Origin of the sequence: Corynebacterium qintianiae (assembly GCF_011038645.2) — a bacterium.
Lineage (GTDB): Bacteria > Actinomycetota > Actinomycetes > Mycobacteriales > Mycobacteriaceae > Corynebacterium > Corynebacterium qintianiae.
Map to the genome: position 1 here is coordinate 463661 of NZ_CP064955.1, position 20842 is coordinate 484502.

A 20842-nucleotide genomic window follows, 5' to 3' on the forward strand; every position below is an offset into this window, starting at 1 on the left:
TTCTCCTTACGTGCAGTTGGGCCAGTTAGGCAACGTGGGCCAGACAGCCATGCCGCCTGTGTGCCTAACTTGATCATGCAGATATGTCGGGATGAGCTGCATGCGCCCGCAGTCCTCATGATGGTGCCATGTAAGCTCGTATTTCTTGCGATATGCTTCGGTGATCCCCAATTCCTTATCCGCTGCTCTTATATCTTTCTGGCTGTCTCCGGTGGGTTTAATCTTAAGGTCTGTGTCCGTTGCTCTTCCTGTCATTACTTCCGGGTTGTAAGGGTGCCGGTACCTAGTAAATTCAGGGAATCCTCTCGGGCTGATGCGGACACCCTCCGGATACTCCTGCTGGAATTTTAGGGGAAGTTGTTTAGGGTCATTGTTCCTATAAGGTCCGCCTGCGAACTGGGCATTTATCGGGTTACGGTTGGAAAGTCCGACCTTTTGCACTGTGGATGGGATTGGGCATTGTGAAGCGGCTGTTGCGTAGAGGCTTGTGGTCCCAGCAGTAGGGCGGTAGATCGCAGGGGTGTAGGTAGGCGTTCCTGCGGTGTGGGCGATGGTTCCTCTGATGCGGCAGGCGGCGGGGATAAGCGCTTCGTTGAGCGCTTTTGTGACATGTGAATTACTGAACGCGTGTTTAATGTCGCCGGCTTTAGCGATTAGCCTGCGGATGGCGGGCATGGCTTTGGCGATTTTCGCTGCCTTGCCGAAGGGTACAACCCCGACTGCTGCCCAGATGCATCCGCTCACTTGTCCGCGGAAGCATTTAAGAACGTCATTTACCCCGATGAGGTCGAGTATAAGATCGAGGTTTTCTTTTCCGATCGCGTTGCGGATTTTCTCGAGGGAGCTTTGCGTCTCGGTGGTGATGAGTCCTTCTGCGGCTGCGGAGCGGGCTTGCTCGAGTTCGGATAGCTCGAGTTGCCATGCCGCGTTGTAGGCATCGTTGGCGGCTTGTGATGCAGCGGCGGCATCACGGCTGGCCGCGTTGGCGGATTGGCGTGCGGCTGAGGCGGAGGCTGCGGCGTTGTTCGCTGCGGTGCGGGCGGTGGCGGCATATGCGGTGGCTTGATCGGCGTTGTCGGTTGCTTGGGCTGCGTCGGCTTCGGCTGAGGCCGCAGCGTCGTGGGCTCGTTGTTGCTGTTGTTTGGCGAAGGTTAGTGCTTGTTGCGCGGAGGCGACGTGGGTTTGGGCGAGTTGTGCTGATTGTTGGGCTTGTCCTGCCCATTGCTGCGCTTGCTGTGCGTACTGGTCGGCTTGGGCTGCAGACCCCAGGGCGCGTTGGTGGGCTTCTTGTGCTTGGGCGGCTTGCTGGGAGGCGGTAAGGGCCGCGTTTTTGCCGAGTTCGAGTAGCGCGTCAATATCGGCGTTGTGGGCGTCGCGCTGGTGGTCGTACATCGCGCGGCGGTATTGCTCGATGGTGATGAATTCATTGAGACCTGCACGGTCGCCGGTTACTGCCGCTTCGGCGGCGATTGCGACTTCTTTCCCTCCGGATTGTGTCAGGGCGTAGGCTTCCTGCAGCTGGTCGGTGTAGCGGGCTTGTTCGTATCCACCGCCGTTGACAAAGGTGTTAAGGGCATCAAATGTGTTGGTGCGCAGTGCCTCGTCCGCGGCGGCTTGCGTGGCTGGTCCGGCGCTTTCACGCAGTTGCCAGGTTTGCGTAATGAGACCGGGCAGGCGCATCTGGGGAAGCTCGTCGTTGAGAAAGCGCGCGATTGTGGTGTCGTCCTCGTAGCCCATTTCGTCGGCGGCGGCGCGGATGTTTTCATCCGGGTCGTGCAGGGCGATGTAGCTGACTTCGTTGAGGTCATCAGTAGCGACCGCGTCGGGATAGGAGTAGAAGGCGAAGTCAATGAGGTCGTCGTCAGTATTGCCTTCGAGGGCTACTTTCGCCGCTCCCGCTACAGCGGGGGATCCAACTTGGGCTGCAGCAAGCGCGAGTTGACGGATATCACCGAGAGATTGATCGGTGGGGGCAAAGCTGTCCTCGCTGTCAGGAAGTGACTGGGTCAGCGCCTCCATGCGGGCTGTGAGGTCGTCACGGCGTTTGCGCTCTTCAGCCGCGGCGTTATCTTGGGCGTCTTGAACGTCGCGTGCTGCGAGGGCTTGATCTTTCAGGAATGCGCGTTCGTCTTCGAGGCGTTGGTCGGCGCTTACGTTTGCAATCTGATGCGTTTTGACCGCGAGGTCTGTGTTGCGGCGTGCTTTATCTGCTGCATCGGCTGCTGCCTGGGCATGTTGTCCAGCAAATGTGGCGGCGTAGCGTGCATTTCCCGCTTCGCGAGCGGCGGCGTCGGCGGCGTCGGCGGCTCTGCGTGCGTGGTCGGCAGCGTCGCGTGCGGCGGTTTTTGCCTCTTCGACCAGGCCCTGAATCTGGACAACAAGGGAATCTACCTGGTTGGCGGCGTTGCGGGCTCGGGCCGCGGCGTTGCGGGCACGGGCCGCGCCGGCTCGGGCTTCGGCCGCGGCGGCTTCACTGACTCCTGCCGCATTGGCGGCGTTGGTTGCTGCTGCTGCGGCGGCGTCAGCGTTTGCTGCCGCTGATCCTGCGGCGCGTCCAGCGGATTGGGCATAGCCTGCGGCTTGGGAGGCATAGTTATATGCTTCGGCGGATCGCTGCGCGGCTTGAGCAGCGTTGCGTGCCTGTTCAGCAGCGCGGCGCGCTGCCGCAGCGGAACCTGCATCGTATGCTGCGGCGTTAGCAGCTGAGGCTGCCGCCGCTGCGGCGGCTTGGGCGCGCGCGGAGGCGGAGGCAGCACGGGACAAAGCATCGGCTGTCTGCCTAAGTGCTTGGCGTGCCTCCTGGGAGGCGGCTACTGCCTGATCGGCGACGTGCGCTGACTGGGTGGCGAGGTTACCTGCCGCAATTGCAGCGTTTCCGGCCCGGTTTTGGGCGGCGTCGGCGGCGAGTGCTTCATCGCGGGATTTTTCCGTGGCAATGCGGGCCGCTTCGGCTGCGCGCGCGGCACGATCGGCTTGTGTCCACGCTTTGTTGTTTTCGTTTGTGGCGGTTTCAGCTTCTGTGATGGCCATTTCGACAAGTTGGGAAATGTCCATCTTTTCGGCATCTTGGGTTGCCGCGACGAACTGGCCGTAGCGTAAGAACCCCTCGATTGCGGTATCTGTTCCCACCTGCAGTGCTTCCGCGGCATTGGCCGCAACTGTCGGCAGTGGTGAGTTCGTCAGCTCGTAGACTTCGCGCCGGCGGTCATGCGCGCGTGCTGTTTCCTGCCCTGTGGCCGCGAACTCGGCGAGCGCGTCCGGTGTGTTGATCCGCAGTGCTTCGTCAGCGGCTGCTTTTAGAGTGGAGCCCTCGGGGGCTTCGGCGGCTTCCCATGCAGTTGCACGGTCGTCTTGTGCTTGGGCTTGTTGCCATCCTGACTCGATGAACTCACCCATCTGTTCGGTGGTGCCCGAGGTGAGAAGTTCGTTGGCGCGGTCCTGCACCGTTGGCCCGCTAACAGATGACAGTGTGGACATGATGCTGCGCAGGTCCTGCTGCTGTGCAATCTCGCGCCCTGTATCGACGTAGTTCGACCAGTTCCGCTCGGAGCCGTTCAGGGCGTCTACTGCAGCTTCGCGTGAGGCGGGAAACGCGGAATCGAGCATGCTGACAGCAAACGAACGTGCTTCAGCTGAAGCAGTGATCTCCTCGGACAGTCGCTGTGCTTCGTCCTGGGCGATGGCATCGGCCTGGGAGGTTGATGCCACGATCGCGGTGACCAGTGATCCTGTGAGAAAACGATGCGTCCACAGGCGGACTCGTCCGGTGCGCATATGGGATGGCAACATGGGATTCTACTTTCCGGGCAGTGCGAGGGCCTGGTCGCTAAACCACACAGTTTCGAGGCTGCGTGTGGTGCTGGTGGTGACTTTTCCACCGGTTGCGGCGGCAAGGAGGCGGGTTTGGTTTGAGGCGTTAGCCAGATGCACCCCGGTGGGTGTCGTTGTTGCCTCGCTGGCACACCAGGTCGCGGATTTTGGTGCGGGGTTGGTTGCTGTTTGCACCGCTCCTGTGGTGCTCATTGTCAGAAAGACTCCCGGGTAGGCGGCGGACTCTAAGGAGACGCATTGTGTGCCGTCGAGAGCAGGAACAACAGTAAAGGATGCATCCAGTCGGTCGTTGAACCCACTATTGCGATCCAGTGCGCTTAACACCACTCCTGCCCAGCTGATGCGCAGGACACGTCCGGGCGCTAGTTTTCCTGCGCTGCGCAGGGTGATGACGTTGGATTTATCGGCTGTCGGTGTCAACGTGGCGGTGGATGTGCCGGTGGAGGTTGCCACGGGGGTGACTTGCAGCTCGACGATGGTTGACCCACGGCGGTCAACATCAACGCTTTTGACCTGGCCAGGTTGGATGGTCTGTTGGAAGTAGACGGCGCCGTCGGGCAGTTTGAAGGCCACGGCAACGGGGACGGTGAGGTTGTTGACTACGCCGTAGGAGCCGGTGATGTTGACCGCGACCCACCCCGTGGGTGCTGTGAGCCCAAAGCAGGCGGACATGCCTTGCACGGATGACGAGTCGACGCGGATTTGTTGCGGTTGCGTCCCGCAGGTTTGCTGGGTTAACCCGCCGTCACCGGCGATGGTGTCGACGGTGGTTTGTGCCAGTGCAGGGGCAGTAAACGCGGCGGTGGTCATCAGGGCTGCTGCTGCGGCGACAGCAGCGTGCGCCAAGCGGGGCAGGCGAGTGTGCATGATGGCGGGTGTCTTTCGTCTCGGCGGGTAAAAGGGGTGGGCGGTCGGAACCGGAGGGGTGAGATGGTTGTGTGTGCGGGGTTAGGGGGTCAGCGGGACGTAGGTGGTGGTGGATTTATCCAGCGTGGTGCGCAGGGTGCTTGCGAACGGCCCCCAGATTTGCGTGCCGATGTGCTCGGAGCTAAACGGTCCTTGTACCTGGGTGGATGCTGTCGGTCCGGAGGATTCGACGATGAGGCGGATCCAGGTTTTGTTCGATCCGGTGTAGCGGGTTTTGATGTCGGCGGTGTCGAAGACGAGGTTTTTCTCATCCGCCGGTGGGGCGGTGACCTCGTCGAACCGGATGGTCAGCAGGCGACCAGCGCCCTCGGGGTGGTCGGCGGCTGTTTTTAGGGTGAATCCGGTATCCGAGATACGGTCAACGGTGACTTTTCCGCTGCGCCCACCGACACCGCTAAGGGTGCATACCGCGCCCTGGGTGATTTCTTTCGGACACCCCGTCAACGGGAAGTACTTGTCCATGTTCTGAATCAGTTCGCGGTGTGCGCCCGCGGCGTGCCAGCGAGGAAGGTCTTCTTTTGCGAAAAGGGGGTAGACCTGCCGGTAGCTGGAGTAGGCCTTGTTGTCGAACTTTTCCAGGGCTACCCCGGTGGGTTCGAATGCTTGGATGGAACCACCGATGAAGTTTTGTTTTATCCCGCCGCCGGCGGTGTACGGATCCGACGACGGGAATCCGAGGGGGCTTTTCTCCCAGCCGGCTTTGGCCCAGTAGTCACGAATCTTCCCGCTAACAGTGTGCACCCCGCCAGCAGGCGAGTAGTAGATCGATCCGTTCTGAAAGTGGTTGTACTTGCCTTTTCCGTCCGGGGTGGTCAACTCATCGGTAGTGGGGTAGCCCAACGGCCCGGTCTCCCATCCTTGCGCCGCCCATTTGTCGCGGATTCCGCCCCAGATCTGGTGTGCGTCGGTGTTCGGCGACCAGTAGATTGATCCGCCCTGGAAGTGGTTGAACCGGCCCACACCGTCAGGTGTTTGCAACTCATCGGTTACGGGGTAGCCCAGGGCAGCGTTTTCCCACCCGAGATCGCCCCATTTGTCACGGATGCGACCGCCCACCTGGTGGGCGGTGCCGCCATCGACGTTGGGGTGCCAGTAGATGGAGGCGTCGCGTTGGAAGACTTGGAAGCGGCCGTTCCATGCGGAGACACTTTCGGGTGTGGTGGCATCCCCGAACCTGCCCCATCCACCGAGGCGGTGGTAGGTCTCCTCAATCCTGCCGCCGATCCAGTAGCCGTGGAACACGTCTGCCGGGGCGGGGGCAACGGTCAATGTGCATGCTGTGATGGTTGCGGTGGCCGCAGCGACAAGTTTTGTACGGTGCTGTTGCAAAGTTGGGCGGAGAGCCGAGACGACCCAGTTTCTCATTTCCTGATGGCCGCTGCGTGCCGGCGTTCTCAGGCCGTCTCGAAGACCCGGTTGACGATCACCGCGTCCGGATTGGGGTGCCCATAAGCAAACATCGTGCCCTGACCTTTCCGCAATGAGTGCATCGCTTCCATCCCTTTCAACGTCCGGTAGGCAGACGTCCGATTTTTGAACGCCCCCTTCGGTCCCAGGATTCGTTTCAACCGGCCATGATCTCCCTCGAGAACGTTGTTCAGGTATTTCACCTGCCGGTGCTCCACCGTCTGAGGGCAGATTCCCTCTGACTTCAGCTCGGATATTGCCTTGGCCAGAGCTGGTGCCTTGTCGGTGTTGATGACCCGCGGGGACCCGGCTGTCGTATTCGATCGCAGCGTCTTGGCCAGGAAACGCTTGGCCGCCGCGACATTGCGCTTCGGAGAGAGATAAAAGTCCAGGGTCTGCCCACCGGCGGTAATAGCCCGGTAGAGATAGCACCACGTGCCGCCGACCCGGATATAGGTCTCATCCACCCGCCAGGACCGGGCCTGCCAGTCGGGTACCTGCCGGTACCACCGAGTGTGCTTATCCAGCTCAGGGGCGTATTTCTGCACCCAGCGGTAGATCGTGGTGTGATCGACTGGCACACCCCGCTCGGTCATCATTTCTTCGAGATCGCGGTAGCTCACCCCGTAGCGGCAGTACCACCGCACCGCCTACAGGATGATGTCACGGGGGAAATGCCGACCGGAGAAGATGCCCATGGCTCTGATTATTTCACGCCGGTCTTTCTACTGCCCCAACTTTGCAACAGCACCTGTCAGCTCCGTAGAGCGTGGGGAGCGCAACATCGCCCTGGTCAACATCGTTGCCCCCGCGGGTGCTTTGGATGTGGACGCCGGCTCGCTTGTGGGCGACCTTCGGTCCAATCCCTAAAAAGGGGACATCCCCCGCGGTAAGACCGTGGGGGATGTCTTATGGAGTCGTGTTTAGCCGCCTTGGGCGATGTGGTTGAGGGTGGCGAGGTGGTGGGTGAGGGCCTGCTCGCCGGTTTTGGTGATGGATAGCCGGGTTTGCGGGGTCTTTCCCACGAATCCCTTCTTGATGCGGATGTAACCTGCTTCTTCCAGGGCTGTGGAGTGCTTCGACACGGTGGAATCGGTGGTGTCGAGGTGGTCGCGCAGTTCTTTGAAGGTCATGTCCACGACGTTGGACAGGGAGGCGAGGAGGGAAAAGCGCAGGGGGTTGGCCAGTACGGGATCGAGTTCGTTTCGGGGATGCGCCATGGTTATTTCGTCCTCTGGTTGTGTAGGGTGATGAGCTCCCAGAGGGGGCCGGTTGCGGCGAGGGCGAGGTAGATCAGGCTTTGTGCAACGAGTTGGGTGCTGGTGGTGATGTCGGGCCCGGCGACGGAGAAGACCCATGCGGCGGACCAGAGAGCGATCATGACAGCCCACCGCGTGCCGAAACCTTTCGGGGTGGGGCGCGAAAGCATTCCGAAGCCCACCGAGAAGAGGACGCCGGCGATGAGCCAGGCGCCGATGACAGCCCAGATGACGGCCGGAGGGGTGGGCCCGGAGAGGTAGGTGGACAGGAGGTAGAGCGGTCCGATGGCGCAGAGCATGGTGTAGCCGACCCAGCTCAAGGGGAATCGGGCGGCGTTGCGTGACAGGGCATCGGCGCGGGCGATCATCTCGCGGGCTTCATCCGGTGAGGGGTTCATGGGGATCTCTTTTCTCGCGGGTGTGAAAGATCGGAATAAACTTTCTAATATGGAAAATACTTTACGTTTGGATCGATGTCAATCGCCTGCGGTCGTCCAGTTTTCGTGGGCCGTACAGACTTGCCCCAAGAAGGGCGCGGCCCCCTACGGGCTCGTGCGGGAGGGGCGGATTTCCCCGGGCCCCGTCTCAGCGGGCCGGGAAAACGTTGCCCGCTCCCCAACTGGCCGTATGGGGGCGAGGGAGAGTGTGACACGGTCAGGGGGCTAGGTGCTTTCTTGTGGGAAAGTAGTGACGTAGTGTGAGGGTTCGTCCGCGTCGTAGGGAGGGTGTCATGCAAGGCCGAAAGACCCGTTTTCGCCCCCCGGCACTTTCCGTCGGGCTCGCCCTGGTGGCGTGTGCAGTGATTTTCTTGTTGCCCGACGGTGAGCTCACCTCCTGGTGGTGGGGTGTACGGGCCTACGGCGCTCTCTTTTTGGTGGGCATGGGTGCGGCCATGATTGCCGCGCATGCCCTTGCGGTGCGAAATTAAAGTTTCGCGTCGTGTTAGATCTTCGGGGTATTGCGCCTGCTCGCGTTTACTCCTTGAATGCGTGGACTGTTGCGTGTCATCTATAGAGGTGCTGTTGCAAAGTTGGGCGGAGAGCCGCGAAGACTCAGTTTCTCATTCCCTGATGGCCGCTGCGTGTGGGCGTTCTCAGGCCGTCTCGAAGACCCGGTTGACGATCACCGCGTCCGGATTGGGGTGCCCATAAGCAAACATCGTGCCCTGACCTTTCCGCAATGAGTGCATCGCTTCCATCCCTTTCAACGTCCGGTAGGCAGACGTCCGATTTTTGAACGCCCCCTTCGGTCCCAGGATTCGTTTCAACCGGCCATGATCTCCCTCGAGAACGTTGTTCAGGTATTTCACCTGCCGGTGCTCCACCGTCTGAGGGCAGATTCCCTCTGACTTCAGCTCGGATATTGCCTTGGCCAGAGCTGGTGCCTTGTCGGTGTTGATGACCCGCGGGGACCCGGCTGTCGTATTCGATCGCAGCGTCTTGGCCAGGAAACGCTTGGCCGCCGCGACATTGCGCTTCGGAGAGAGATAAAAGTCCAGGGTCTGCCCACCGGCGGTAATAGCCCGATAGAGGTAGCACCACGTGCCGCCGACCCGGATATAGGTCTCATCCACCCGCCAGGAACTGGCCTGCCAGTCGGGTACCTGCCGGTACCACCGAGTGTGCTTATCCAGCTCAGGGGCGTATTTCTGCACCCAGCGGTAGATCGTGGTGTGATCGACCGGCACACCCCGCTCGGTCATCATTTCCTCCAGATCGCGGTAGCTCACCCCGCTCGGTCTTCATTTCCTCCAGATCGCGGTAGCTCACCCCGTAGCGGCAGTACCACCGCACCGCCCACAGAATGATGTCACGGGGGAAATGCCGACCGGAGAAGATACCCATGGCTCTGATTATTCCACGTCGCTCTTCCTACTGCCCCAACTTTGCAACAGCACCGATGACTATGGGTTTTGAGGAAATAGGCGCTATCTAGAGAGCCGAGAAGTATCGCGAGTGCGAAACTTTCAGGTGTTCTTCACTTTCGCTCGCAACTGCGACGATCTCTAAATCTGGATCGGTATTGCTCCGGTCTAACTTCAGGCGCTGCTGCGTAGCCGTGCGCAGTGATGCGTAGGACTCGACTTCGAGATGTCCCGTACGTCGCTGGTACTTAATAAGAAACGATGTCACGATCAACCCCTCCCTATTCGCCAAACTCGAGCCTGACCTCTTTGAGGTTCCCATGGATGCTTTCAAGCATGCCATAGACCTCTCCACGAAGTTTCTTGACCTCCGGATCTCTCGACACCTTTTCGGTGTCTGAAAGCTCCTCAACACGTTCAACCAGCAAAGACGCACCCTGAAGGTTGTCGACGATCGCTTCAGCACCTGGAGGCACTGACTCTCCCTCATCCAGGTACCGGATACCCCTCCCGAGAATGTCCGCAGCTTCTTCGTACAGATTCGCCCACTTGGATTGCAACGCAGTCCTTATTTGCATCTCTGCTCTCCCGGCTTCAAATCGAATATGGAGGTGAACTGCTCTGTATCCCGAGTGCGGGGAATTGCGCAGATCTTTGACTTCAACTTTTTTCGCTCCACTCATCTCAAATCCCTCGGCGAAGGCTTTAGCGACCTTCGTCTGTTCAGTGAGAGTGAGGTCGCAATCGAATCGAATTCCCGCAATGTCGTGAATGTTCGTCAGCGGTGTCTCGCTCATTCTTCTCAATTTCTGCAGCAAAGTGGCCTTAGTTTTGACGCGAGAAGTGAGGAGGTATGCGTTCGAGTCTGGTGTGACCTGCAGGCCGGTATCGTTTGAAATCGGAATAATAAAACTACCGATCGTCAAATCCGTGAGAGTCATCAGCTCCTCGATTACCCCGGCGTTGAAAGCGAGGAATTCGTCGATTACATCAACGTCGTATGGTTTGCCATCTCGCCACAGTTTGGCCTGCTTGTCCACTCGGGACTTTGAAAACGGCGGAGACTGGCCCAACAAACTAGTTTTGTCCCCCGGTGTGATCATTGATTGCCCCGCGATTGAAAGTTAGTGCGATGTTGAAAGCTCGGCTCTATCTTAGGGTTTCGGGATTGGTCTCATTTCGATTCGGCTGGCGTGTTTAGGCGGACCGCGGTGGACCATATTCGAGAACCCCAGCGGTTAAACGTCAATTTCCCCCACAAACCACACACCTCGAAAGTGTGACTGTGGCCTCCAATTCGGTGTGTTCTCGAGTTGGTGATTCGGAGACGAGAAAATCTGGCACCCCAGCAAAACCAGGCACGAGGTGTGGCCCACAAACAAAGGGCGTATTTTCCCTGCATTCGCTCTGTACTACGCAATTCTCGCACATGCGCAATAAACTAAGCGCCCATGGGAGAACCCTCGCTGAGCCGGCGCCGCATACTCGCCGCGGGGCTCGCGATGCCGCTGGCCGGCGCCGCCGGGATGCTGGCGTCCTGCGCCGTGCCCGGAAGCCGCGGCGCAGGGGTGGCGCCCCCGGCGTCCACGACGGCGTTCACGCCGAGTGCGATTGCGGCGACGTCGTGGTCCGTCTCGACCACGCTCGCCACACCCGCGCCCACGCCCACGCGAGAGGCGGTCGCCCAGCGGTACGCGAACGCCGTTCCCGACGCGTGGGGGATGGCGCTGCCGGGAATCGAGCAAACAGTTGCCTCGCCGATCAAAACGATAGCCCTCACATTCGACGCGTGCGGAGGGCCGCACGGTTCGCTCATCGATGAATCACTACTCACCACCTTGCAGCAGCACAACGTGTCGGCAACGCTGTTCTGGAACAAGCGCTGGATCGACGCAAACCCGCGCCGGGCGCAGGAAATCGCGGCCAATCCGCTGTTCCAGATAGAGAATCACGGGACCGCGCACAAGCCGCTGTCGGTGAACGGCCGCGCGGCCTACGGCATCCCTGGCACGGCCAGCGTCGCCGAGTTGATCGACGAGATCGAAGACAACCGCGAGTTCATGAAGGAATTCCTGGGAGTGGAGTCCAATTGGTTTCGCTCGGGAACCGCGCACTACGACGACACCGCGGTGCAGATTGCCCGGGACCTCGGTGTATCCATCGCCGGGTTTGCAGTCAATGGCGATGCCGGGGCGACACTATCCGCCCCTCAGGTGGCGCAGAACCTGGTGCGCAGCGCACCAGGTTCCATCGCCATCCTGCACATGAATCAGCCAGCTCACGGTACAGCCAGCGGTGTTGCTGCTGCGATCCCACAGCTACGCGCAGCGGGGTACACCTTCGTAAGACTAGGTGCCGCCCCGGCGCGGAGCCCCTAGGAGCCGAACTACGAGTAGTTTGCCAAGTACTCAATTTTGGGAGTGATCTTGACCTTTCCCTTGCCCTCCCGATCGCGCTTTACAATCAACTTCGCGGCGGCAATTTGGCCGGCAGTTGGTGGCTTGCTCGTCTTGGGAACGTAGCGGGACTGCGGGTTTTCCTCGGTCATGATTCACTCCCTTCTTTTCGCGGATCATACTCCGCGGCGCAACCCGCACGCGGCACCTAGGCCTGCGGGTACACACCGTCCTTGCCTAGGCGCGCGTCCGGGTCCAGCAGCAGCGCGATCTCACCGTCGTGTGTGTTCCCAGCGGCGAAGCGGCGGTTCTCCACCTGCTCGAACAGCGCTCGGCGGCCCACCATGCCGGCCTCGAGGTGCCCGGCACCGGCGCGCAGGCGAGCGGTGGCGCGCGAGCGCCACCGCTCCACCGACGCCCCAGTAGCGGCCAGCGCCGCCTCGAACACGCCCGGGTGCGCCAGCACGACGAGCGCGCCGACGTGGCCGAAGCCCAGCGAGGTCAGCGCCGCTGCCTTCACCCGGCCCGCGCCCAGCGACAGCGGGGCGCGCAGCCACACCAAGTTGCGGGCCTTGGGTGCGATGAGCGGATCCACGCAGTCGAGGGAGGCGTTTTGGGGCAGGTCGCCGGTCGCCAGGACGTCGATAAGCCCGCCAATTTGGAACAACGCCGCGCCCGCTTTTGAGTGGCCGGTGAGCGTCTTCTGCGAGATGACGTACATCGGCGCGCGGTCGTCGCGCCCGATGGCCGGCCACAGGATGGAGTGCAGCTCGGACTCGTTCGGGTCGTTGGCGTTGGTGGAGGTGTCGTGCTTGGACAGCACGGACACGTCGGTGGGCGACAGGCCGAGCGACGCCAGCGAGCGGGCCAGTCGCGAGGACTCCCCGCCGCGCGCCGCCGCCAGAACACCCAGGCCGGGGGCCGGGATGGAGGTGTGGGCGCCGTCGCCGAAGGAGGAGGCGTAGGCGATCACGGCGTAGACCGGCAGGCCCAGCTCAGCGGCGAGCGAGGCGCGCGCGACCAGCACGGTGCCGCCGCCCTCGGCCTCGAGGAAACCCCCGCGACGACGGTCGTTGGCTCGCGAGATAAAGCGGTCGTGGATGCCCTTGGAGCGCATGGTGGCGGTCTCGGCAGTGGCGTTCATGTCACCGAAGCCCTGCAGCGACTCGACCTGGACGTCGTCGATGCCGCCGGCGACGACGAAGTCGGCCTTGCCCACGGCGATCTTGTCCACGGCCTCCTCGACCGAGACGGCCGCGGTGGCGCACGCGCCGACCGGGTGGATCATGGAGCCGTAGCCGCCCACGAGCGACTGCATCACGTGCGCTGCCACCACGTTCGGCAGCGCCTCCTGCAGGATGTCGCTCTGGCGCTCGTGGCCGAGCAGGCGGGAGACGAACACCTTGTGCAGCGACTCCATGCCACCGATGCCGGTGCCCTGGGTCGAGGCGACGTCGGCCGGGTGGACGGCCTGCATCAGCTCGGCCGGGGTAAAGCCCGCAGAGACGAACGCGTCGACGGCGGTGACCAGGTTCCACACGGCAATGCGGTCCATGTTGTCGATCATCTGCGCCGGAATGCCCCAGTTGGCGGGGTCGAAGTCGTCCGGCATCTGGCCGGCGACGGTTCGGGTCAGCGTCGCCTTGCGCGGCAGCGCGGCCTTCGCGCCGGCGAGGCGGGTGACGGTCCACTCGCCGTCGCTGTTGCGCACTACGGTCTTCGACGGATCGGCCGCCTCGTAGTCGCGCGCCTCGGCCTCGCCGGCCACGGTGAAGGTGATGTCGCGGTCGAGGAAGACCTCGGTCAGGTCGATGGAGCCGCGGTCGGTGAGGAAGTACTTGTCTGTCAGCTCGCGCACACCGGCTCGCGCGACGACCTCGTCGCGGAAGCGCTCGTAGATGTCCTCCTCGGCGATCGCGGTGCCGTCGGCGTCGTACCAGCCCGGGTTCGGGTCCTCGGCCCAGGTGACCAGGCCCGTCATCCAGGCGAGCTCTAGCACGCCGGCGGCGGTGAGATCCGCGCCGCCGTCGCGGCGGATGCCGTACTCGGCCTCGCGGCGGGTGCGCCCCGAGCCCCAGGAGGAGACCTCGCCGACGCCGCAGATGACGATCATGTCGTCGAGGCCGCAGGTCACCTCACCCACCTCGGGGGCCGCGGGCTGCGAGGGGTTGGAAAGGTTCGGCAGGGCCTTGATCTTCTCGCTTGTCGACGCCCCCTCCTCCACGCCGTTCTTCTCCGCAGGCAGATCGGCCGTGCGGGCGAGCTCGGCGATGGACACGCCTGCGTCGGCGAGCCCGCCGGTCAGGTCCAGATCCAGCGGCGCCTCGGCGGCCTTTGCCCGCGACTCTTCTGATGCCAGGCCCATGAGCTCGACAGCGATCTCCGCGGGACTCCACACGCGGATGCCCGCGGCCTCCGCGGCCGGGACGAGCACGTCGTTGCCGCCCATCAGGTGCGTGCCTGCAACCCAGCCGATGCGGGCCTGGGCCAGGGTCACGCCCTCGGGCCAACCGGTCTCGGCGGACCACTTGTTCACCACGGCGTCGAGCGCGGCCTTGACCTCGCCGTATGCGCCGTCACCGCCGAAGGTGCCGCGGTTGGGCGAGCCCGGCAGGACGATGTGGGTGCGGCGGCCGGAGTCGGACCTCTGCGCGAGTTCGGACAACCCGGCGATGGTGCGCTCCACGGACCACAGCAGCAGACGCGCCTGGGTTTCGGCGTTGCCCCCGACCTCGGCGAGCGAACCGGAAACGCTCGGCGCGGCGAAGGGGAACGCCAGCGTCGGCACGAGCGCGGGCTTGATCACGCGCACGTCCTTGCCCACGGTCTCCTTCTGCTCCGCGCCCATCCAGGCAATCAGCGCGTCGATGTCCCGGTAGCTGGACAGGTTGGCGGGCACGAGCCAGAGCGCGGCGCCCTGGGCGGCGTGGTCGCGGTAGAGGGTGCGCGCGAACTCCTTGCGCGCCTGGCTGACGTTGGACGCCGTCATGACCACGGTCGCCCCGCCCGAGAGCAGGCGCTCGACCAGCGCGGTGGCGATCGAACCGGGCGCGGCGCCGGTAACCAGCGCGATTTCGCCGTCGTACTCGCCGCGCGTGTTGTCGAGAGCCGCGTCCTCGATCTCCGCCAGCGGCCCGGAGTAACCGTTCTCCGCGTACCACTGCGCCTGCTCGGCCACGACCGAGCCGGTGCCGCGGAAGCGTGCGGGATCGATCTCCAGCTCACCGAGGGCGACGCGCGCGAGATCCTCGCGGGCCTGCGCCCAGCGGTCGTCGAAAAGCACGGCCTTGGCGGCATCGAAACGCGGTGTGACCTGGGAGACCCAGCCGGAACCGAGCTCGGCCTCGATGGTGTCCAGGATGGTGGTGTCTGCTGCGGGGACCTCGACGTGCTCGTCCTCGACACCGAGCTTGCCCAGCAGGGTGCGCGCGGTGGCGACGAGCGTGTCGGTCACTTCGTCCCTGTAGGCGTCGAGCGCTGCGGAGTCGACGACGCTGCCGCCGGATCCGCCGCCGGACTGGGTCCGGCTCACGTTCTGGCCGTGGCGGGCGGCAACGCTGGCGATGGCGGCGTCGATAAGCGCATTCACCTCGGCCTTCGAGGAGGCGTCCGGAAGGGTGGCGAGGCTGCCGCCGCGCACCGACTCCTCACCGCGGGTGCCCAGCAGGATCTCGGCCTCGACGTGCGGGGCCCAGGTGGCGGGCAGCGCCCAGGTGCCGGTGACGTAGTCGGCCACGTGCGCGGGTTTGAGCCCGGCGCTCCCCAGGATCTGGCGCAGGCGGGCGCCAATCGCCTCGGAGAGCACGGTGCCGAAGGGGGAGTAACCGGGAGCTGCGGTGGTGACGCGCTCGCGCAGCGTGGCCACGTCGGCCTCGGCGGCGCCGTCGATGGCGGGCACGCCGAGCTCGGCGGACATGTCCATGAGCAGCTGGTTGCGTCGCGAGGACACCCCGCCCGTGAGCTCCTCGATGGTGTCCGAGTCGTTGATCTGCTCGGGGCGGATCTTGTTCTGGAAGGCGAAGAGCACACCGATGGCGTCGGCCGCGCCGAACGGCAGGTCGGTGGCGGGGGAACCACCGGCCACCGGCTGCGCTGCGGGGACCGGGGTCGCCTGTGTTTCGGCGGCGGGTTCCGGCTGGGTTACGGCGGCGGGCGCGGTCTCCACCGGTGCCTCGGGCTCAGCCTCGGCCTCCGGCTCGGGCGCGGCGACGGTGTCGGCCAACATGACCTGGTCCTGGTTCGCCTCGACGTTGAGCACCGGGACGCGGCGGCCGATGACGTCCATCTCGCGCTTGGCCAGGTTCGTCAGCGTGGGCGAGGACGCGAGGCCCACCTCGATGATCTGCTCGACCTGGTTGATGATCAGGTCCTGGGTTTCGATCCAGCGCACCGGGGAGGCGAACTGCCAGGCCAGCAACTCGATGAGCAGGGTGCGGGCGAGCTGCCCGGCGGGTGTGTTCTCGGGGGTCAGGCCCTGAAGGCGCTCCGACGGCACCTCGGCGGTGACGGCGTCGATGAAATCCTGTGTGAGTTCGAAGGGGCGCGCGACCAGGTTGGGCACGTAGCGGTGCTCGAGGGTGGCCACGTCGATCTCGGCGGGCAGGAGCTCGTCGAGCTTCTGGGCGAACGCCGGCACGCCGGAGCGCAGCACGCGGGAGTGGAAGGGCACGTCGATGCCCGGGACGGTGACGTAGGCGCGCTCGCGCACGCCGTTAGCAGCCGCCGACAGGGCGGCGAGGCCGCGCTTCGTGCCGGCGATGGAGTACTGCTGGCCGGAGATGTTGTAGTTCACAATCTCCAGGAACTCGCCGGACTCCTCGGCGATGCCGGCCACGTACGCCTCGACCTCGTCGGGGGCGATGCCGATCATGTTCGGGCGCAGCGCACCCATCCCGTAGTCGGAGTTGCCCTCGGCGTCGCGCGGCACGAGCGATCCCATGGCGGAGCCGCGGGAGTAGACGATGTCGATCACGGCCTCGAGGTCGAAGATGCCGCCGAGCGATGCCAGCGCGGTGTACTCGCCGAGCGAGTGGCCCGCGAACATCGCGCCCTGCGCCAGCGCGTTCGCGTCACGCAGGCGCTCGGTCTGGGCGTAGGCGACGACGGCGAGCGCCACCTGGGTGAACTGGGTCAGGTGCAGCACACCGTTCGGGTGCTTGAACACGGTGCCGCGCACGGTGATCTCGGTCGGGTTCTCATCCACGATGCGCTGGATGGAGAAACCCAGGTTGGCGCGGGTGTGGCCGTCGGCCCGGCGCCAGATCTCGCGCGCGGCGGGGCTGGCCTCGCGGTCGCCCGAGCCCATGCCCTCGGCCTGCACGCCCTGCCCCGGGTAGACGTAGGCGGTGCGCGGCTGGGCCAGCAGGGCCTGGCCGCGCGAGACTACCTCGCCACCGATGCGGCAGGTCACCTCCAGCGCGGGGCGGACGCCAACGCGGCCGACGCGCTCGACGGTGATCTCGATCGTGTCGTCGAGCTGCACCATGCCGTACATGTTGTAGGTCCACCCGGTGACGTCACCGTGGCGTCCTGCCACGTGCTGGGCGGTGGCGGAGAGCCACATGCCGTGCACCAGGGGGGCCTTCAACCCCACCAGGCCGGAGGCGTTGTAAGAAGTGTGGATCGGGTTGTAGTCGCCGGAGACCAGCGCGAACGGGGTCATGTCGTGCGGTGCGGTGACCTCGGCGCGGTCGATGAAGGAGCGTGGTGTCGCCTCCACGGCGTCCGCGGACTCGCCGCCGCCGAACTGCGGGGCCGGCACCGGCGGGGTGGTTGTGGTGGCGCGGCCGCGGATGGCGAAGCGGTGCATCTGCGTGGCCACCAGCTCACCGGCGGAGAAGAGCTCGAGCTCGACGGTGACGATGCGCCCGGCCGAGGATTCGTCGATCGACGTGCAGCGCGAGGTGACGTCGATCGTACGGCCGTCGGCAAGCGCCTCCAGCGGGACGCGCAGGTCGATGAGGTGGTCCAGGTGCACGGCGTTGAGCAGGCCCTCGATGACGGGGAAGCCGTCGGGCAGCATGCCGGAGCCGAGCGCGGTGTAGATCGCCGGCCAGCACGGGCCGACGAGGACGTCCGGGGTGCCCACCTTCACGTCCGCGCCGAGTGCAGCTCCGGTCACGGCGGTGTGCGCGTGAAGCAGGGAGGCGGGGAAGGTAAACGAGGCGTGGGCGCGGCCGTCGACAAGCTCGGGCATGCCCGTGATCTCGTCGCCGGTCTCGGAGGTGGAGCCCACGCCGGCCAGGCCCGCGAGCAGGGCGTACACGGACTCCGGCAGGCGCTCGTCGGACACGACGGGGGAGCCGCCGGTGGCGGTGCCCGCAGGCAGGTCGAGCGGAATGGTCACGTCGCGCACGTAGAACGGGCGCTGGTTCTCCGGCAGATCGTCCCAGTAGGAGTCGGTGACGATACGGATTGCCCAGCCGTCGGCCTCCTCGACGATCTCGTAGGCGCCCTCGTCCATCGCGTAGGCGGGGTTGTCCATCAGGTGGCCGTGCCACACGAGAGTCGGTGCCGCCTTGAGGTATTCCTCCACGCCCGCCGCGTCGGCAAGGCGGGCGAAGCGGTCGGTGACGTCGGCGCCGGCGTCGAGAAGCGAGCGCGTCGCGGCGGCCTCGAAGCGGCCCAGCAACTCGGCGACGGGCTCGTTCTTCTTCGTGATGCCCGCCACGGCCACCGGGCCCGGGATAATGCGCACCTGGTCTGCGGTGTAGCGCTCGTCTTGCGCCTGCCACAGGGTGTCCTTGCCGAACCAGACCTTCAAGTCGCCGTCAATCGCCGGCACCCACGGCATCGGCTTGGGGTACGCGTAGTGCAGCGCGAGCCACCACGCGGCGTCGCGCGGGGAGACCTTGATCTCGCGCGCGAGCGGGTACGCGGCCAGCAGCTTCTCGACGCCCTCGCGGGCGTCCACACCTTCCGCGAACAGCGACTCGATCTCACCGTGGTCGGCGGAGTTGAGGCGCGACTCGATGCGCCGCAGCACCGACAGGAAGCGCTTGTCCCAGGAGGAGTCCACGAACGGGTACGCCAGCTCAACGAATCGCTCGACCCACTGCGCGTACGTCATCGTCTCGATGTCACCGAAGAAGGGCTTAGACGTCTTGTTCAGCGCCTCGATGATCTCGTCACGGCGCTCGTCGTACTCCTCGAAGTCGAGGCTGGTGATCAGGCGCGACGCGCGGGCGAAGGAGTTGTCCAGATCGTGGATGTCCGCGAGCAGGTGGCTTTGCGACGACGCCACGCCGTTGCGCCCCGTTCCGCGCGAGACCCAGCCGCCGTTCTCGTCCGGTGTGAGCCCCTTGGTGTTGACCAGGAGGTCCTTGACCGAGTCGGTGGCCTTGGCCTCCTTGGTGGCCATGGCGACGGTGCCGATGAACACGGCGTCTACCGGCATGAGAGGCAGGTCCCAGCGCGTCGCCCAGTCGCCGGTGATGAGATCGGAGGCGCGCTCGGGGGAGTACACGCCGCCGCCGACGGTGAGGTAGGCGTTGTCGTGCTCGCGCACCTCGCCGTAGGTCTCGATGAGGATGTCGTCCAGGTCGACCCAGGAGTGGTGGCCGCCGGCGTGGCCGTCTTCGACCATGAGGATGACGGGCACGTCGGGGTTGGCCTCGGCGATCTTCAGCACCGCGCGGACCTGCGCGGTCGTGCCCGGCTTGAAGGCGATGTAGGGGAAGCCGTCGGCACGCAGCTGCGCCAGAAGCTCCGTGGCCTCCTCGACCTCCGGGATGCCGGCCGAGATGCACACGCCGTTGAACGGCGCGCCCGCCGCGCGGGCCTTGGGCACCATGCGGGTTTGGCCGAACTGCAGGTTCCACAGGAAGCGGTCGAAGAACATGGTGTTGAACTGGGCGGTGCGACCCGGTTCGAGGTGCTTGACCAGGGTGTCCTTGTGGCCGTTGAAGACCTCGTCGGAGTACATGCCGCCGCCGGCCAGCTCCGTCCAATAACCGGCGTTGGCGGCCGCGGCGACAATTTCACCGTCGGCCGAGGTCGGGGTCATGCCGCCGAGGATGATGGGCGACAAACCGGTCAGGGTGGAAAAACGCGTCTGCGTGTAGGTCTTACCGTCCGGCAAGCGCACCAGGCGCGGGGTGAAACGCGAGTAGTCGGCCGCGGCGGGGATCGTCGCGCCGGGCCGGGCGAGATTGTCTCGCGCCGCGGCGGTGTCGGCGGTGATCACGGGCACACCGGCGCCCGCGACGAGCTTGGTGGTGATCGTCGCCACCGAGGAGTCGAGCGCCAGGATGTGCGACACACCCTGGCCGAGCAGCTCGCGGACGAGCGCGGGGTAGTCGTGCTGGTCGCGCAGGATCGACTCCGCCAACGCCCGCGGGGAATGCTCACCGAGGTCAATGCCGCAGGCGTCGGCCCATTCGGCGGCGAGCTCCACGGCGCGGCCGTTGCGCTCGGAATGGAAGGGGTAGGCCACCGGCAGCGCGTCGAAGACGGGGTTCATCTCGGAGCCGCCGTACTCCGCGGCCTCGAGCTTCGCGTTATGTGCCGCGGCCGCGCGCTCAATGGCTGCGCGGGCGGCGTCGAGCTCCGCCGGCTCGCCGGAGAGGACGAAGTGGTGCGGGCCGTTGATCACGGCAGGGTGCAACCCACCGAGCGCCGCGTCAAGGTCCGCCCGGTGCAACCCGCGCACCGACAGCATGCGGGGCTCGGTGTCGCGCGCGTCCATGGCTGCCGAAGCAGCGGCGCCCATGATGAACGCGAAGGCGAGGGCGTGTTCCGGATGGGCCGCTGCGGCGACGCCGAGGCTGCCCTGGGAGTGGCCGGCCAATGTCGCTGAGTCAACGTCGAAACCGAGGCCGCGCAGCTGGTCTACCGCCGCGATCTGGGCGAGGACGATGCCCGGCACGGAGACCGCCGGGAGCCGGTCGGCCTCGCTGGGCGGTGTCGGGGCGTCGGGGTCCATGATTGCGCGCAGGCGGTCGGTGACGCCGGGGACAGCCGAGGCCAGCGGGCGCGCGACGGGTCCGGTGAGGGCGCGCGCGGCGTTGATCAGCTCGCTCAGGCGCGAGTGCGTCATGGGTGAGGCGGCGGCGTCGGCGAGGGCGAGCTGCCAATTCGTGCCCTGGCCCTGGAAGATCACGGCCGGCGCGGTCATGCCGGTGAGCGGGGTGAGGTTCATCATCTTTGGGTGTTCCTTT

11 protein-coding genes and 1 pseudogene are annotated in these 20842 nt (G+C 64.7%); 1 reads left to right on the top strand and 11 read right to left on the bottom strand.

The genetic code is table 11. The annotated features are described in order from the left end of the window. Positions 1–6 precede the first annotated feature (6 nt). The 9 genes and pseudogenes from G7Y29_RS10920 to G7Y29_RS02390 form a co-directional block, all read right to left on the bottom strand. On the bottom strand, positions 7–3789 hold the full coding sequence (locus tag G7Y29_RS10920; protein ID WP_283248420.1) for an HNH endonuclease: 3783 nt from the start codon (positions 3787–3789) through the stop codon (positions 7–9). A gap of 6 nt (positions 3790–3795) precedes the next feature. After that, on the bottom strand, positions 3796–4698 hold the full coding sequence (locus tag G7Y29_RS02355) for an AbfB domain-containing protein (RefSeq protein WP_165005107.1): 903 nt from the start codon (positions 4696–4698) through the stop codon (positions 3796–3798). A gap of 81 nt (positions 4699–4779) precedes the next feature. Further along, entirely contained in the window at positions 4780–6027 is a 1248-nt protein-coding gene (locus G7Y29_RS02360; protein ID WP_249399781.1) for an LGFP repeat-containing protein, read from the bottom strand. 125 nt (positions 6028–6152) lie between these two features. Next, positions 6153–6812: an IS6 family transposase gene (locus G7Y29_RS02365; protein ID WP_249399782.1), complete on the bottom strand. Its 660-nt coding sequence runs from the start codon at positions 6810–6812 to the stop codon at positions 6153–6155. A 276-nt stretch (positions 6813–7088) separates the two neighbouring features. Further along, positions 7089–7385, bottom strand: coding sequence for a transcriptional regulator (locus tag G7Y29_RS02370; protein WP_165005167.1), 297 nt, complete (start codon positions 7383–7385; stop codon positions 7089–7091). A gap of 2 nt (positions 7386–7387) precedes the next feature. Continuing rightward, on the bottom strand, positions 7388–7822 hold the full coding sequence (locus G7Y29_RS02375) for a hypothetical protein (protein ID WP_165005169.1): 435 nt from the start codon (positions 7820–7822) through the stop codon (positions 7388–7390). A gap of 695 nt (positions 7823–8517) precedes the next feature. Then, a pseudogene (locus G7Y29_RS02380) lies at positions 8518–9268 on the bottom strand (IS6 family transposase). A gap of 301 nt (positions 9269–9569) precedes the next feature. Then, positions 9570–10328 carry a GTP pyrophosphokinase gene (locus G7Y29_RS02385; RefSeq protein ID WP_249399783.1) on the bottom strand — a complete coding sequence of 253 codons (759 nt, stop codon included), beginning with the start codon at positions 10326–10328 and terminating at the stop codon, positions 9570–9572. 401 nt (positions 10329–10729) lie between these two features. Beyond that, positions 10730–11104: a hypothetical protein gene (locus G7Y29_RS02390; RefSeq protein ID WP_196820222.1), complete on the bottom strand. Its 375-nt coding sequence runs from the start codon at positions 11102–11104 to the stop codon at positions 10730–10732. Between G7Y29_RS02390 and G7Y29_RS02395 the strand changes: the two genes are divergently transcribed. Then, entirely contained in the window at positions 11010–11666 is a 657-nt protein-coding gene (locus G7Y29_RS02395; RefSeq protein ID WP_196820191.1) for a polysaccharide deacetylase family protein, read from the top strand. The two genes, G7Y29_RS02390 and G7Y29_RS02395, sit on opposite strands and share 95 nt — an antisense overlap. Before the next feature lie 8 nt (positions 11667–11674). Here the strand turns inward: G7Y29_RS02395 and G7Y29_RS02400 are convergent, their stop codons facing one another. Beyond that, positions 11675–11836, bottom strand: a complete 162-nt coding sequence (locus G7Y29_RS02400; RefSeq protein ID WP_165004913.1) for an RNA helicase — start codon at positions 11834–11836, stop codon at positions 11675–11677. Positions 11837–11892: 56 nt separating this feature from the next. Further along, the gene (locus tag G7Y29_RS02405; protein WP_165004973.1) at positions 11893–20823 is read right to left on the bottom strand and encodes a type I polyketide synthase; all 8931 of its coding nucleotides are present in this window, start codon (positions 20821–20823) and stop codon (positions 11893–11895) included. Between the last annotated feature and the right edge of the window lie 19 nt (positions 20824–20842).